Origin of the sequence: Aliiroseovarius sp. F20344, assembly GCF_023016155.1 — a bacterium.
Taxonomy (GTDB): domain Bacteria; phylum Pseudomonadota; class Alphaproteobacteria; order Rhodobacterales; family Rhodobacteraceae; genus Aliiroseovarius.
The window spans coordinates 543,940-558,127 of record NZ_JALKBG010000003.1 but is presented as its reverse complement, the minus strand read 5'-3'; the positions used below and the strand labels follow the sequence as shown (position 1 = coordinate 558,127).

16 protein-coding genes are annotated in these 14,188 nt (G+C 56.7%); 12 read left to right on the top strand and 4 right to left on the bottom strand.

Translation table 11 applies throughout. The annotated features are described in order from the left end of the window. Positions 1-2 precede the first annotated feature (2 nt). Both MWU55_RS03275 and MWU55_RS03270 read right to left on the bottom strand, forming a co-directional pair. Positions 3-437, bottom strand: coding sequence for a hypothetical protein (locus MWU55_RS03275; protein ID WP_246934273.1), 435 nt, complete (start codon positions 435-437; stop codon positions 3-5). Between the two features lie 65 nt (positions 438-502). Continuing rightward, complete coding sequence (locus MWU55_RS03270; RefSeq protein ID WP_246934272.1) at positions 503-1,369, bottom strand: branched-chain amino acid aminotransferase; 867 nt, start codon at positions 1,367-1,369, stop codon at positions 503-505. Positions 1,370-1,555: 186 nt separating this feature from the next. Here MWU55_RS03270 and MWU55_RS03265 point away from each other — a divergent pair, with 186 nt between their 5' ends. After that, the gene (locus MWU55_RS03265; RefSeq protein ID WP_246934271.1) at positions 1,556-2,062 is read left to right on the top strand and encodes a MarR family transcriptional regulator; all 507 of its coding nucleotides are present in this window, start codon (positions 1,556-1,558) and stop codon (positions 2,060-2,062) included. Further along, positions 2,055-2,756 carry a response regulator gene (locus MWU55_RS03260; protein WP_246934270.1) on the top strand — a complete coding sequence of 234 codons (702 nt, stop codon included), beginning with the start codon at positions 2,055-2,057 and terminating at the stop codon, positions 2,754-2,756. Before MWU55_RS03265 ends, MWU55_RS03260 begins: the two co-directional genes overlap by 8 nt. 7 nt (positions 2,757-2,763) lie before the next feature. Here MWU55_RS03260 and MWU55_RS03255 read toward each other — a convergent pair whose 3' ends face one another. After that, positions 2,764-3,306 carry a hypothetical protein gene (locus MWU55_RS03255; protein WP_246934269.1) on the bottom strand — a complete coding sequence of 181 codons (543 nt, stop codon included), beginning with the start codon at positions 3,304-3,306 and terminating at the stop codon, positions 2,764-2,766. Between the two features lie 45 nt (positions 3,307-3,351). Here MWU55_RS03255 and MWU55_RS03250 point away from each other — a divergent pair, with 45 nt between their 5' ends. The 4 genes from MWU55_RS03250 to dxs are packed head-to-tail and all read left to right on the top strand — an operon-like array spanning position 3,352 to position 7,325. Continuing rightward, positions 3,352-4,287 (top strand): histone deacetylase family protein, encoded by a 936-nt coding sequence (locus MWU55_RS03250; RefSeq protein ID WP_246934268.1) that lies wholly within the window; start codon positions 3,352-3,354, stop codon positions 4,285-4,287. Next, positions 4,284-4,526, top strand: coding sequence for an exodeoxyribonuclease VII small subunit (locus tag MWU55_RS03245; RefSeq protein ID WP_246934267.1), 243 nt, complete (start codon positions 4,284-4,286; stop codon positions 4,524-4,526). Before MWU55_RS03250 ends, MWU55_RS03245 begins: the two co-directional genes overlap by 4 nt. Continuing rightward, positions 4,527-5,381: a polyprenyl synthetase family protein gene (locus tag MWU55_RS03240; protein ID WP_246934266.1), complete on the top strand. Its 855-nt coding sequence runs from the start codon at positions 4,527-4,529 to the stop codon at positions 5,379-5,381. A 15-nt stretch (positions 5,382-5,396) separates the two neighbouring features. After that, positions 5,397-7,325 carry a 1-deoxy-D-xylulose-5-phosphate synthase gene (gene dxs, locus MWU55_RS03235; protein WP_246934265.1) on the top strand — a complete coding sequence of 643 codons (1,929 nt, stop codon included), beginning with the start codon at positions 5,397-5,399 and terminating at the stop codon, positions 7,323-7,325. Here the strand turns inward: dxs and MWU55_RS03230 are convergent. Next, complete coding sequence (locus tag MWU55_RS03230; RefSeq protein ID WP_246934264.1) at positions 7,322-8,155, bottom strand: SDR family oxidoreductase; 834 nt, start codon at positions 8,153-8,155, stop codon at positions 7,322-7,324. The genes dxs and MWU55_RS03230 overlap by 4 nt on opposite strands. Before the next feature lie 96 nt (positions 8,156-8,251). Between MWU55_RS03230 and ade the strand changes: the two genes are divergently transcribed. The 6 genes from ade (at position 8,252) to MWU55_RS03200 (ending at position 14,163) form a co-directional block, all read left to right on the top strand. Continuing rightward, entirely contained in the window at positions 8,252-10,054 is a 1,803-nt protein-coding gene (gene ade, locus MWU55_RS03225) for an adenine deaminase (protein WP_246934263.1), read from the top strand. After that, positions 10,054-11,538 (top strand): AMP nucleosidase, encoded by a 1,485-nt coding sequence (locus MWU55_RS03220; protein ID WP_246934262.1) that lies wholly within the window; start codon positions 10,054-10,056, stop codon positions 11,536-11,538. The genes ade and MWU55_RS03220 overlap by 1 nt, the downstream gene beginning before the upstream one ends. Positions 11,539-11,723: 185 nt before the next feature. Next, positions 11,724-12,011, top strand: coding sequence for an HU family DNA-binding protein (locus MWU55_RS03215; RefSeq protein ID WP_246934261.1), 288 nt, complete (start codon positions 11,724-11,726; stop codon positions 12,009-12,011). A gap of 82 nt (positions 12,012-12,093) precedes the next feature. Then, positions 12,094-12,969: a DMT family transporter gene (locus tag MWU55_RS03210; RefSeq protein ID WP_246934260.1), complete on the top strand. Its 876-nt coding sequence runs from the start codon at positions 12,094-12,096 to the stop codon at positions 12,967-12,969. Positions 12,970-13,026: 57 nt separating this feature from the next. Continuing rightward, positions 13,027-13,740 (top strand): cytochrome c biogenesis CcdA family protein, encoded by a 714-nt coding sequence (locus tag MWU55_RS03205; protein ID WP_246934259.1) that lies wholly within the window; start codon positions 13,027-13,029, stop codon positions 13,738-13,740. 12 nt (positions 13,741-13,752) lie between these two features. Further along, on the top strand, positions 13,753-14,163 hold the full coding sequence (locus tag MWU55_RS03200) for a thioredoxin family protein (protein ID WP_246934258.1): 411 nt from the start codon (positions 13,753-13,755) through the stop codon (positions 14,161-14,163). The last annotated feature ends 25 nt before the right edge of the window (positions 14,164-14,188 follow it).

The window sequence follows — 14,188 nt, the reverse complement described above, 5'->3', positions numbered from 1 at the left end:
GATTAACCGCCGCCGTCGGTTTCGTTTCGCGACATATTCATGCGATAGGCCCCCGCGGCTGCATTAATTCCCCTGGTGGCTTGCGATGCGCGAAATGGGCCAATTGTCGAAGCGCCGACAATATAGGTCACTGACATCTCATGCCCCTGAACGCGACGAAGCTTAACCTCGCCTGCCACACCTTTCGCTTCGAATGCAAAAATGATCCTTTTGCCCAAGGCTTCGCTCGCTATCGCGTGTTCCACCGGATCGTATTGGATTAAGATGATCAGACCGGTTCCGCCCGTCGACCCCCGCTGTTCCAGCGCACGCTTTGTAATACCAAGCGGCCGGATCGTTGGATCCTTGGTGATGGCGTACCACGTCAGGGCCGCCGCACTTGGCAGGACCACGACTGTGATGATCGTGACTAGGATTTTAAGGTTTCTGGACAGCAAAACGCCCGACCCCCTTGCGGTAACTGCAAGGTAAGAGCCGGGCGTTCACAAGACGTTAATTTGTCTTAGCTTCTGACAAGCTTTTCATAGCTTTCTGCAATGTCACGGGTCAGCTCACCCACTTCGAATGTGTACTCACCGATTTGACCGACTGGTGTAACTTCAGCCGCTGAACCGGTCAGCCAACACTGTTCGAAATCAGCCAGCTCTTCGGGCATGATGTGACGCTCATGTACGGTGATGCCTTTTTCCTTCAGCATACCGATTACCGTCTGACGGGTCAGGCCGTTCAGGATCGCGTCGGGGATTGGGGTATGAACCTCACCGTCTTTCACAAAGAAGACGTTCGCGCCGGTCGCTTCAGCCACATAGCCGCGATAATCCATGAACAGAGCATCCGAGCAGCCTTTGGCCTCGGCCGCATGCTTGGACATGGTGCAGATCATGTAAAGACCAGCAGCTTTCGCCGCGGTCGGAATGGTTTCGGGCGACGGGCGTTTCCACTTCGCGATATCCAGCTTAGCGCCTTTCATCTTGGCGTCGCCGTAATAGTCGCCCCAAGCCCACGCGGCCACAGCCATCCGGACCGGGTTCTTGGCAGAGCTGACGCCCATGTCTTCCCCGGCGCCGCGCCAAGCCACAACACGAACGTAAGCATTGGTCAGGTCATTGGCCTCGACCACAGCCTGCTTGGCAGCTTCAATTTCATCCACCGAATAGGGGATCGGCATATCCATCATCTCGCCCGATTTCAGAAGGCGTTCCGAATGCTTACGCGACAGGAAGATCTTACCGTCATACAGGCGCTCGCCCTCAAAAACAGACGACGCATAATGCAGCGCGTGGGTCAGAATGTGGACGTTCGCATCGCGCCATTCGACCAGCTGGCCGTCCATCCAGATCTTGCCGTCACGATCATCATATCCGCTCATGTTTCCGTCCTTTCCAGTTTTTGCCACCAGATATCCCGGTGAGTTTTTCCAATTGTTGCGCAAAATCGGTCCGCATCGGACATAATATTTCGCGAAATCCGCAAATCGCTAACAATTGATTCTTGGAAAGTCAACAACACTGACATAAAACTGGTACCTGTAACATGATTTGTGATGAGGTTTGTCATGAGTGACCGGCATTCTCCGGGGGGACAAAGCCTGCTGTTCCTAACAGACGAGCAATTGCGCAAAGGCATCGAGGCGATGTTCTTTGCCTATCGTGGCTTTACCGCAGACCCAGATCGCATTCTGAACAAGTATGGATACGGCCGCGCCCATCACCGCGCGTTGCATTTCATCAGCCGTACACCTGGCACCACGGTGAACAACCTTCTGTCCATTCTCGGGGTCACCAAACAATCGCTGAATCGGGTCCTGAGAACCTTGATCGAAGACGAGCTTGTGGAAAGCCGGATCGGCAAGCAAGACAAGCGAGAGCGAAATCTGTTCCTGACTGACAAAGGCGCAGAGCTCGAAAAAGAGCTGTCAAACGCCCAGCGCGAAAGAATGCGACAAGCCTATCGCGAGGCGGGTCCAGACGCGGTACAAGGGTTTCGAACGGTCCTCGAGGCGATGATGGATCAAGATATGAGAAGACATTTCAACCGAATGAAAGATGTTGAACATGAGTGAAGCACCCGAGTCTCATCTTTTGATCATCGACGATGATGAACGCATTCGCGGCCTGCTTCAGAAGTTTCTGGTGCGCAATGGCTTTTGGGTCAGTGCGGCGCGTGATGCGGCACATGCGCGTCGGCTTTTGAGCGGCCTGGATTTTGATCTGATCGTGACAGATGTCATGATGCCGGGCGAAGACGGGATCAGCCTGACACGTTCTTTGCGTGAAACCCTGACCACCCCGATCCTGCTGCTGACCGCGAAAGGCGAGACCGAAGACCGTATTAAGGGGTTGGAGGCTGGCGCAGACGACTATCTGGCCAAGCCATTCGAGCCGAAAGAGCTGCTGTTGCGGATCAACGCGATCCTCAGGCGTGTTCCCACCACAACAGAAGACCAAAGCCCGAAATCCCTTGCGCTGGGCGACAAGACCTATGACGTCGAACGCGGTGAACTGTGGCAGGGGGAAACCTTGGTGCGGCTGACGGCGACGGAACAAAAACTCATGCAGATCTTTTCGTCGACCCCAGCCGAACCGGTTAGCCGCACGTCATTGGTGGAACAGTTAGGACGCGATCAAGGGCAAGCGCAAGAACGTGCGGTGGATGTGCAGATCACCCGCCTGCGTCGCAAACTGGAAGCCGACCCGAAACAGCCACGATACCTTCAGACAGTGCGTGGGGCGGGGTATATGCTGGCGCCTGACTAAACCTCGGTCATTTGATATGTGCTTCGCATTCCGGGGGAAGCACATAGGTCCAGTCCTGCGCAAGGAACGCCGGGGTCTTAACGGGGATCATCTTTACGGATCCATCTTGGCCCTTTGAGACTTCACCCTTTCCGGTCAGAAAGTTCAGATCACAGCTGCCACTATCCTCTAGGTTCAGCGTATCATACCAATGATAGGTATAGCCCACGACCCGCATCGCGCCATCACGCCAGGCAACGGTATGGGTCTGCTCCCATCGGTTGCGCCCAATAGAGCTGTTGTGATCGATCACTTGAAGCGACCCGTGCGGGGTGATCTTCAAGGACGGTTGCTGACCAATCCCGCCGACCCAGATAATGTTCTGCACCCATATGGTTTCCAAGCCATCGCCCATCTTCAAAAGAAGATCAGCTTGGCCCCAGCCTCCGAACTCAACGACAGCGACGTGATCGGCGATGCCATCCTCGTTGAAATCTCCAGTGACTTGGGTTGCAAATCCCTCTGCCCAAACGGGTGCTGCGACGAGTAGAAGCGGTAAGGTCAAACGCATGGAACACTCCTTGTTGTCCCCACACTATTGCCCTAGCGTCGGCGCATGACAACTTTGCTTTATACGCACCCCGTTTGCTTTGATCACATCACCCCGCCCGGACACCCGGAACAGGTGGCCCGGTTAGAGGCGATCGAAACCGCCCTTTCCGCATCGGTGTTTCAGTCTCTGATCCGGCATGAACCGCCGGTTGCATCCCTTGATCACGTTCGCCTTGGGCATTCCCGTGCCTATTTCGAACGGCTTGAAAACGCGCAGCCGGTCGAAGGCTGGGCGCAGTTGGATGGCGACACGTTCATGGCCCCCGGATCGTTCGAGGCGGCTTTGCGTGCCATCGGAGGCAACATTGATGCCGTTGATCGCGTGATGTCGGGTGATGCGCAAAACGCCTTTGTCGCCTGCCGCCCACCCGGACACCACGCCGAAAAAGCCACGCCTATGGGCTTCTGCCTGTTCTCGACCGTCGCAATTGCCGCGATTGAGGCAGCGAACACACATAGTTTGGATCGTATCGCCGTATTGGATTTCGACGTGCATCACGGAAATGGTACACAGGATGTGCTGTGGCATGAAAGCCGCGTGCGGTTCGTATCGTCGCACCAAATGCCTCTCTATCCCGGATCTGGCGGCATTCATCAAAAAGGAGCGTTTGGGCAGGTGATCAACATCCCGCTTGAGGAAGCCACCGGCGGTGAAGTGATGCAGGAAGCTTGGGAAAAGGTCATTTCCGAGGAAATAGAGCCTTATGAGCCGCAACTTGTGCTGGTGTCTGCCGGGTTCGACGCCCACCGACGCGATCCCTTGGCCGGCCTTCAATGGGAAACCGAGGACTTCGCCTGGCTAGCGCATCGCATCTGTGACCTTGCGGATAAATGCTGTGACGGACGGGTGGTATCGTCGCTTGAGGGCGGTTATGATTTGCAAGCTCTTGGCGATAGCGTCGGGGCCTATGTCAATGTGATGATGGAGCGGGGCGCATGAGCGACACACCAGTAAGCGAAATGTCCTTTGAAGAGGCGATGCGGGAACTTGAAACCGTCGTTGGCCAGCTGGAACGCGGTGACGTCGCGCTTGAGGATTCGATCAAGCTTTATGAACGCGGGGCCGAGCTGAAAGCGCGCTGCGAGACGAAGCTCAAGGAAGCCGAAGAAAAGGTTGCCACGATCACGCTGGATCAGAACGGCACCCCCACCGGCACCACTCCTGTCGAAGGGCAGTAAATGTTCAAGACACGTCTGGACGAAACCGCCCGCGCTGCGCGGGCGCATCTGCACGCCGTAATTGATCCCAAAGGCGCCTTGGCAGAGCCCATGCGCTATGCCACCGCTGGCGGGAAGGGCTTGCGGGCGTTTCTGGTCATTGAAGGGGCCCGCTTGCATGGCGTGTCAGAAACCCGCGCACTTTGGCCGGCTGCCGCGATCGAGGCCATTCACGCCTATTCGCTGGTTCATGATGATCTTCCCTGTATGGATGATGACAACCTGCGGCGCGGCCTGCCAACCGTTCACAAGAAATGGGATGACGCCACAGCCGTGCTCGTTGGCGATGCGTTGCAAACACTGGCGTTTGAATTGCTGACCCATGGCGACGTTGGTGACGCCCGCGTACCGCTTGTTGCTTCGATGGCCCGTGCCGCTGGGCAGCTGGGAATGGTGCACGGGCAGGCTTTGGACATTGCCGCTGAAACCGCTGACACTCCCCTGTCGCTCGAGGAAATCACCGCGCTTCAGGCAGGTAAAACCGGCGCTTTGATCCGATGGTCGGGTGAAGCTGGCGCTGTATTGGCAGGTGCAGATATCACGCCTTTGCGTGACTACTCCACTGCTCTTGGTTTGGCCTTCCAGATTGCCGACGACATTTTGGATGTCGAAGGCGACGCAACCGCCGTTGGGAAAGCCGTTGGTAAAGATCAGGACGCCGGAAAGGCGACATTCGTGTCACTTCTCGGACTAGATGCGGCAAAATCCCGCGCAAAAGAGCTTGTAAATCAAGCATGTGATGCACTTTCACCCTATGGTGAGGATGCCGATACCTTGCGAGAGGCGGCGCGCTTCGTTATCCAGCGCGATAGATAGGCAAACGGGGCAATTATGTCTGACCGACCCGAAACACCCATCCTTGACCGCGTAACGGTCCCCGCCGACATGAAATCCTTGTCGGATAGCGAGCTTGAAAGGCTGGCGCATGAGGTACGGGCCGAGACGATCTCGGCCGTATCGGAAACTGGCGGGCATTTGGGCGCAGGTCTTGGTGTTGTTGAACTGACCGTTGCGCTTCACGCCGTCTTTGATGCACCCAAGGATCGGATTGTCTGGGACGTAGGTCACCAGTGCTACCCACACAAAATTCTGACCGGTCGCCGTGACCGCATTCGCACATTGCGGATGGAGGATGGTCTCTCCGGTTTCACCAAACGCTCGGAAAGCCCGTTCGATCCGTTTGGGGCCGGGCACAGCTCGACCTCGATCTCGGCGGCGCTTGGCTTCTCGGTCGCCCGCGATCTTGGTGGCGCGCCGGAACATGGGATCGGCGACGCGGTTGCCGTGATCGGTGACGGATCGATGTCTGCTGGCATGGCATTCGAGGCGATGAACAACGCAGGTCACCTGAACCGCCGCTTGTTTGTGATCCTGAACGACAACGACATGTCGATCGCCCCACCTGTGGGCGCGCTGTCCAGCTATCTCAGCCGCCTTTACGCCGAAGAGCCGTTTCAAGAACTGAAAGCCGCTGCCAAAGGCGCGGTTAGCCTGCTGCCCGAACCATTCCAGGAAGGCGCGCGCCGCGCAAAGGAAATGGTGAAGTCGATGACTGTCGGCGGCACTCTGTTCGAAGAACTGGGCTTTTCCTATGTCGGCCCCATCGACGGGCACGATATGGACAGCCTTCTGTCGGTCCTACGCACCGTTCATGACCGCGCCACTGGCCCGATGCTGATCCATGTGATCACCAAGAAGGGCAAAGGATACGCACCCGCCGAGGCTGCGCGCGACCGTGGCCACGCCACTGCCAAGTTCGACGTGGCCAGCGGCAAACAGCAAAAGGCACCGTCAAACGCACCCAGCTACACGTCTGTCTTTGGGAACGAACTGGTACGGCTGGCTGCCGAAGACGACAAAGTCTGTGCCGTAACGGCCGCGATGCCGGACGGTACTGGATTGAATCCGATGGCAGAGCGCTATCCATCGCGTTGTTTCGACGTCGGCATTGCCGAACAGCACGGCGTGACCTTTGCCGCCGGGTTGGCCGCAGGAGGTATGAAACCCTTCTGTGCGATGTATTCGACCTTCCTTCAGCGTGGCTATGACCAAGTGGTGCATGATGTGGCGGTGCAACGTCTTCCCGTACGCTTTGCCATTGACCGTGCCGGTCTTGTTGGCGCGGATGGTGCCACCCATGCTGGTTCGTTCGATATCGCTTATTTGGCCAACCTGCCGGGCATCGTCGTAATGGCCGCCGCGGATGAGGCCGAGCTGATGCACATGATCGCCACGGCCCATTCGATCAACGATGGCCCGTCGGCCTTCCGCTATCCACGCGGCGAAGGTGTTGGCATTGATTTGCCCGAAAAAGGTGAGGTGCTTCCCATCGGCAAAGGCCGCATCGTGCGCGAAGGCGCGCGCGTCGCAATCCTGTCGTTCGGCACCCGCCTGTCAGAAGCGGAAACCGCTGCCGAGGCTCTGTCCGCACGCGGCATCAATCCAACCGTCGCAGATGCACGGTTTGCCAAGCCTTTGGATCGTGACCTGATCATGCTGCTTGCGAATAACCACGAGGCCCTGATTACCATTGAAGAAGGTGCAATCGGTGGTTTTGGCAGTCACGTGGCGCAGCTTTTGGCCGAAGAAGGTGTGTTCGATCGCGGGATCAAGTTCCGTTCGATGGTTCTGCCCGACACATTCATTGACCACGCATCCCCAGCCCGGATGTATGAAGAGGCCAAGCTTTCGGCCAAGGACATCGAAGCCAAGGTTCTGGATGTTTTGGGCGTCGCACAGATCAGCGAAAAGCGGGCCTAACCCTCGGCTTTAAGCAAAGAGGCCAAGCCATCCTGATAGGTTGGATAACGCAGCTTCACGCCCAGCTCGTCCTTGATGCGGTCATTTCGCACGCGTTTTGATTCCGCATAGAAGCTGCGGGCCATCGGCGTCATCTCGGCAGTCTCGAAATCCTCGGACGGTGGGGTTGGTAAGCCAAGCAGCTTTGCGGCATGCTCCAGTACATCTTCGGGCGGGGCGGCGTTGTCATCGCAGACATTATAGACCCGCCCCGGATTCGGCTGCGCAATTGACGCGGCCAGAACCTGTGCGATGTCGTCCACATGAATGCGCGAGAACACCTGATCCTTCTTGATGATCCGCCGCGCCGTGCCCTTGCGCACTTTTGCAAACGGGCCCCGACCGGGGCCATAGATGCCCGCCAGCCGGAAGATATGCAGCGGCAGACCAGCCTGATCAGCCAGTTCCTGCCAAGCGGCCTCGGCAATAACACGCTGTTGCCCGCGTTTGGTGGAAGGCGTCAGTGGCGTGTCCTCGTCCACCCAGCCGCCCTGATGGTCGCCATAAACGCCGGTGGTGGACAAATAGCCCACCCATTGCAGCTGCGGAGCGATGCGTGAAATATCGTCTCTAACCTTGCGTAAAACGGGATCTCCGTCACCATCCGGCCCTGCCGAGATTAACAGATGCGTGGCGCATGACAAAGGTTCAGAGATATCCGAGCCCGGCCACTTAACCACATCTGATCCAGCCTCTCGTGAGGTTCCGATGGTGGTGAAGTCATCTCCCAACTCGCGCACCAAAGCGCGCGCCGAATAGCCATAACCGAATACAAAAAGCGTCTTTTTCATGGGCGCAGTATCCAATGGATTTCAGGATTTAAAAGCCCAATCTGCACCGGCCCGTTTTGGGGTTGCGCTAACATCGGATTTCAGAACAATTGGTTCATGGAAAACCCAACTTTCAAAACTTGGCCGGAAAGTGCGGCGCGCTTAATCGCAGTCGCTGCTGGCCGCATGCCCGCGGACACCGTGATTCAGGGTGGCCGGGTCGTGAATGTCCACACGCGCGAGGTGCTGGACTGGCAAGTTGCCATGGCCGATGGGCGGTTTGCCTACGTCGGCCCCGATGCCAGCCATTGTATCGGCACAGACACACAGGTGATCGACGCGGGTGGCCAATACCTGATCCCCGGTCTGTGCGACGGGCATATGCATATCGAAAGCGGCATGCTGACCCCCGCTGAATTCGCCCGCGCCGTCATTCCGCATGGCACCACCACGATGTTCACGGATCCGCACGAGATTGCGAATGTGCTGGGGTTGGAGGGTGTGCGCTTGATGCATGATGAGGCTCTAATCCAGCCCATTAACATCTATATGCAGATGCCAAGCTGTGCGCCGTCTGCACCGGGATTAGAGACCACGGGCTATGAAATCACTCCTGACAACGTGGCCGAAGCCATGACCTGGCCCGGTATCATCGGGTTGGGCGAGATGATGAATTTCCCCGGTGTGATCAACGGCGACCCCAAGATGCTGGCCGAGATGGCCGCGACCCAGAACGCCGGCAAGACCATCGGTGGGCATTATGCCAGCCCCGATCTTGGCCCGAATTTCCATGCGTATGCGGCGGGTGGCCCGGCGGACGATCACGAAGGCACTTGTGAAGAAGACGCCATTGCCCGTGTCCGTCAGGGGATGCGGTCGATGATGCGGCTTGGATCCGCTTGGTTCGATGTCGAGAAGCAGATCACCGCGGTCACCGAAAAGGGCATGGACCCGCGCAATTTCATCATCTGTACGGATGATTGCCATTCTGGCACCTTGGTCGAGGAAGGCCACGTGAACCGCGCCCTGCGATATGCAATCAGCTATGGATGCAATCCATTGGTTGCGCTGCAAATGGCGACGATCAACACAGCCACGCATTTCGGGTTAGAGCGTGAATTAGGCTCTATTACACCCGGAAGGCGTGCGGATTTGATTTTCACCAATGACCTGACCACCCTGCCGATCAACCGCGTTTTCGCCCGTGGTATCAGCGTTGCTGAGGGCGGCAAGATCACCGTCGACTGCCCGCATCTGGACTGGCCCGACCATGCAAAAGCCACCATGCATCTGGGCAAAACCATTATGCCCGAAGATTTCATCGTGGAAGCACCCGAGGGTGCGAACTCGGTCGCAGCCAAAGTGATCGGCATTGTCGAGAACCAAGCCCCCACCAAGGCGCTAATAAGTGACCTCGGCGTCTCGGATGGCATCGTGCAAACGGATGAAGCGCAAGACGTTGCACAAGTTGCGCTTGTCGAACGGCACAAAGGCACAGGAGGCGTTGTGAACGGGTTTGTGAATGGGTTTGGATACAAGGGATCCATGGCCATGGCATCCACCGTCGCCCATGACAGCCACCACATGATTGTGGTCGGTACATCGCGTGATGACATGGCCTTGGCGGCCAACCGACTGGCCGAAGTTGGTGGCGGTATGTGTGTCTATCAAGGCGGAAAAGAGCTTGCTTTGGTCGAGCTGCCCGTAGCCGGCCTGATGTCTGACGCACCTGCAACCGAAGTGGCCGAGAAAGCCAAAGGCATCATTGATGCGATGGAGACCTGCGGCTGCACACTGAACAATGCGTCGATCCAGCACAGTTTCTTGGCGCTGGTTGTCATCCCCGAGTTACGGATCTCTGATCTGGGGTTGGTGGACGTAACGAAATTCGAACTGACCGATTTGTTGAAGGATAATTGATGACCCCAAGCGCACCCTCGATCCCCGTTGTAAGCCCCGGAAATGGCTCATACGAGGTATTCACCGATCCAAAATCTGCTGTTGAGCGTCTGAAAATGCTCTATGATGATGCATGCGCATTTTTGTGTGACGCTTTCGAGCAGAATGCGACCGGTGAACAACCGCCGACGCGGTTTCGCGCGTTCTATCCGGAAATTCGCCTGACCACGACCAGCCACGCGCAAAAGGACAGCCGTCTAAGCTTTGGCCACGTTTCAGCGCCCGGCGATTATGCCAGCACAATTACGCGACCAGATCTTTTCGAGGGTTATCTGATCCAACAAATCGACCTGTTAATGGAAAACCACGGTGTTCCTGTGCAGGTGGGCTACTCAACCACCCCCATTCCGGTGCATTTCGCGGTGTCGCGCAATCCCGGTATCTCGGTGCCACAAGAAGGCGCGATGACGTATCCCCTGCGTGATGTCTTTGATGTGCCCGATTTGTCGACCACAAATGACGACATTGTTAATGGTGTGGCCGAACCTGATGATAGCGGCGCAAACTCTCTGGCGCCGTTCACCGCACAGCGCGTTGACTACTCGCTGGCGCGTCTGTCACATTATACGGCCACCATGCCCGAGGATTTTCAGAACCACGTTCTGTTCACCAACTATCAGTTCTACGTGGAAGAGTTCGAGGCCTATGCCCGCCAGATGCTAGCCGATCCAGACAGTGGATATGACTCGTTCGTAGGGCCCGGCTATCATCGCATCACCAAAGCGGATGAAGATCTGCCGGTTCCACCGAAGCTTCCGCAAATGCCCAGCTATCACCTGACCCGACCCGATGGATCAGGGATCACATTGGTGAACATTGGTGTTGGTCCGTCCAATGCGAAAACAGCGACCGACCATATTGCCGTTCTGCGTCCCCATGCATGGCTGATGGTTGGGCACTGCGCCGGCCTTCGCAACAGCCAGCGGCTGGGCGATTTCGTTCTGGCCCACGCCTACCTTCGCGAAGACCGTGTGCTGGATGACGATCTGCCGATCTGGGTGCCGATCCCGCCGCTGGCTGAGATTCAAATCGCGCTGGAACAGGCCGTGGCACAGGTCACCGAATATGAAGGCTTCGAGCTGAAACGCATTATGCGGACAGGCACGGTTGCGACTTTGGACAACCGAAACTGGGAATTGCGTGACCAGCGCGGACCGGTGCAACGCCTCAGCCAATCGCGCGCCATCGCGTTGGATATGGAAAGCGCTACCATCGCGGCCAATGGTTTCCGGTTCCGTGTGCCCTATGGCACGTTGCTATGTGTCTCGGACAAACCACTGCACGGAGAACTGAAGCTGCCGGGCATGGCATCTGACTTCTACAAAACACAGGTGGCACGCCATTTGCAGATCGGAATTCGCGCAATGGAGACCTTGCGAGACATGCCGATCGAACGAATTCACAGTCGGAAGCTTAGAAGTTTCGAAGAAACCGCGTTCCTTTAAAAGGGGGCGAATTAGCCCTTTGGCGGCGAATTACGACTTAACCCTAGGTCAGCCGTGCCATTTTTTGGCGAAAAAGCGCTATTTCCTAGGGAAAATGGACCAACAAACGATTGTGTCGCCACGCTACATACAGTTAAATGCCCGCAATGAAGCCCAACAAATGGGCAAAGTGAGGAGTGTTATACATGTCGAAACCGATGACAAAGACCCAACTGGTTGCCGCTCTGGCAGAAGAAATGGGTTCGGACAAGAAGTCCGCAACAGGTGCCCTGGAAGGTATCATCAACATCATTACCAAAGAAGTTTCGGGTGGTGGTGCTGTGACCCTGCCTGGCGTTGGTAAAATCTACTGCCGCGAGCGTCCGGCACGCATGGTGCGCAACCCCGCCACCGGCGAGCAGATCCAGAAAGAAGCCGACAAGGTCGTGAAAATGACCATCGCTAAAGCTCTGAAAGACAGCGTGAACGGCTAATCTGGTCACAAGGGGCCTTGCCCCGCTGACAGAATTCGGAAAGGGTCGCCAGATTGGCGGCCCTTTTCATTTTGGAGATCACATGGACCTGCGCGCGATTTTCATGGGACTGGGCTTTGCCTTGATGTGGAGCTCGGCTTTCACATCGGCCCGGATCATCGTGTCGGAAGCTCCCCCGTTGTATTCGCTCTCTTTGCGCTTCCTGATCTCGGGCTTGTTGGGCGTGATCATTGCGCGCGCCCTCGGCCAAAGCTGGTCGCTTACCCGAAACCAATGGCGCGCGGTTATCATCTTCGGGATCTGCCAAAACGCGCTTTATCTTGGGCTGAACTTCGTTGCGATGCAGTGGGTCGAGGCTGGATTGGCATCAATCATTGCATCCACGATGCCCTTGATGGTGGCCTTTGCGGGATGGACGCTTCTTGGTGACCGACTGCGTCCTATGGCGGTTGCGGGTCTATTGGCTGGTGTGGTCGGGGTTACTCTGATCATGGGTTCGCGCCTGTCTGGCGGTGTTGATCTGACGGGTGTGATATTCTGCTTTGTCGCGGCGGCTGCGCTGACTGCAGCAACGCTGTCGGTCCGCACGGCATCTTCCGGCGGCAATCTGATGATGATCGTCGGCTTGCAGATGTTTGTAGGTTCTGCTGCCTTGTTTATCGCGGCTTTGTTTCTGGAAAGCCCAGCATTTACACCAAGCCTGCGCCTTGGAGCGGCCTTTACTTATACCGTGCTTGTTCCTGGGTTGCTGGCCACGTGGATCTGGTTTACTTTGGTCGGCCGGATTGGCGCGGTCAAAGCTGCAACGTTTCACTTCCTGAACCCATTTTTCGGCGTTGCCATAGCGTGGCTTCTGCTTGGCGAGGCCCTAAGCATGATGGATTTTATTGGCGTTGCGATCATCACCGTCGGCATCCTTGCCGTTCAGCTATCGAAACAAAACCCCACAGAGACGTGAAGCTGCTTGCCCGCTTCGTGAGATGACATTCACAGCAATTTCCCGGACATTCCACACATGGAACTTGTCTTTGGATACCTTGCGGGGCTTCTGACCCTGATCAACCCTTGCGTTTTGCCAGTGCTGCCCATTGTGCTGGCAACTGCATTGCAAGCCAGCCGGTTTGGACCTTTGGCCGTTGCAGGCGGGATGAGCGTCTCTTTCGTGACGCTTGGCCTTCTGGTCACCGTGCTGGGTTATACAATCGGTCTGACCGAAGACATGGTCGCCCGCGCGGGCGCCATTCTGATGATCGGATTCGGCCTGATTTTGATGACTCCTGTCCTGTCCGAACGCTTTGCCACTGCCACGGCGGGCGTTTCCGCACAAGCAGACATGACTTTGGATGACGTGAACCGAAACGGCCTGTCTGGGCAGTTCCTTGGTGGCATGCTTCTGGGCGCAGTCTGGAGCCCCTGCATCGGCCCGACCCTTGGCGGCGCGATCTCGCTCGCGTCACAAGGCAAGTCGATCCCGTGGGCCGCAGCCATCATGATTGCTTTTGCGCTTGGCGTGTCCACAATCATCATCGCACTTGGCTATGGCGCGCGGGCTGCAATCATGCGCAGACAGGCTCTAATGCGGCAGATTGCGCAGAAATCACGCCCGATTATGGGCGCAATATTCCTGACGGTCGGGATCATGATCCTGTTCCGTTTTCACCACATCCTTGAAGCTTGGGCGGTGCAAAACCTGCCTACTTGGCTCAACGACCTCTCAGTATCCCTTTGAAAGGAGACCAACATGAACAGACGCGACTTTCTTTCCCTAACCGCCGCAGTGTCCCTTGTCCCTGCACTGGCCCGTGCTGGTGCGATGGAATACGCTCCGGGATTAGTCACTAAAGCACTGGAAAACGGCGAAATCGTGTTTCTGGACTTCAAAGCCAGCTGGTGTTCCACCTGCGCCGCACAAGAACGTGTGATCAACGCGCTGAAGGCTGAAAATCCAGCCTATGACGAAGCGATTACGTTCATTGACGTAGATTGGGACAAACACGGCAAATCAGAGCTCGCCAAATCCCTAAAGATCCCACGTCGATCGACGCTTGTTGTTCTGAAAGGTGATGAAGAGCTTGGCCGCATTGTTGCTGGCACGTCGAAAGCTGACATCCAAGCATTAATGGACACAGCGCTCAACGCGGCTTCAGCTTAAGAACGATCTTAGTGAAATCGGCTGA

Coding starts and splice junctions, on each gene's coding strand:
- MWU55_RS03220 (WP_246934262.1), top strand. CDS start 10,054: ATGACCCCAAGCGCACCCTCGATCCCCGTTGTAAGCCCCGGAAATGGC.
- MWU55_RS03240 (WP_246934266.1), top strand. CDS start 4,527: ATGTTCAAGACACGTCTGGACGAAACCGCCCGCGCTGCGCGGGCGCAT.
- MWU55_RS03250 (WP_246934268.1), top strand. CDS start 3,352: ATGACAACTTTGCTTTATACGCACCCCGTTTGCTTTGATCACATCACC.
- MWU55_RS03210 (WP_246934260.1), top strand. CDS start 12,094: ATGGACCTGCGCGCGATTTTCATGGGACTGGGCTTTGCCTTGATGTGG.
- MWU55_RS03205 (WP_246934259.1), top strand. CDS start 13,027: ATGGAACTTGTCTTTGGATACCTTGCGGGGCTTCTGACCCTGATCAAC.
- dxs (WP_246934265.1), top strand. CDS start 5,397: ATGTCTGACCGACCCGAAACACCCATCCTTGACCGCGTAACGGTCCCC.
- MWU55_RS03245 (WP_246934267.1), top strand. CDS start 4,284: ATGAGCGACACACCAGTAAGCGAAATGTCCTTTGAAGAGGCGATGCGG.
- MWU55_RS03200 (WP_246934258.1), top strand. CDS start 13,753: ATGAACAGACGCGACTTTCTTTCCCTAACCGCCGCAGTGTCCCTTGTC.
- MWU55_RS03260 (WP_246934270.1), top strand. CDS start 2,055: ATGAGTGAAGCACCCGAGTCTCATCTTTTGATCATCGACGATGATGAA.
- MWU55_RS03215 (WP_246934261.1), top strand. CDS start 11,724: ATGTCGAAACCGATGACAAAGACCCAACTGGTTGCCGCTCTGGCAGAA.
- MWU55_RS03270 (WP_246934272.1), bottom strand. CDS start 1,369: ATGAGCGGATATGATGATCGTGACGGCAAGATCTGGATGGACGGCCAG.
- MWU55_RS03265 (WP_246934271.1), top strand. CDS start 1,556: ATGAGTGACCGGCATTCTCCGGGGGGACAAAGCCTGCTGTTCCTAACA.
- MWU55_RS03255 (WP_246934269.1), bottom strand. CDS start 3,306: ATGCGTTTGACCTTACCGCTTCTACTCGTCGCAGCACCCGTTTGGGCA.
- MWU55_RS03230 (WP_246934264.1), bottom strand. CDS start 8,155: ATGAAAAAGACGCTTTTTGTATTCGGTTATGGCTATTCGGCGCGCGCT.
- ade (WP_246934263.1), top strand. CDS start 8,252: ATGGAAAACCCAACTTTCAAAACTTGGCCGGAAAGTGCGGCGCGCTTA.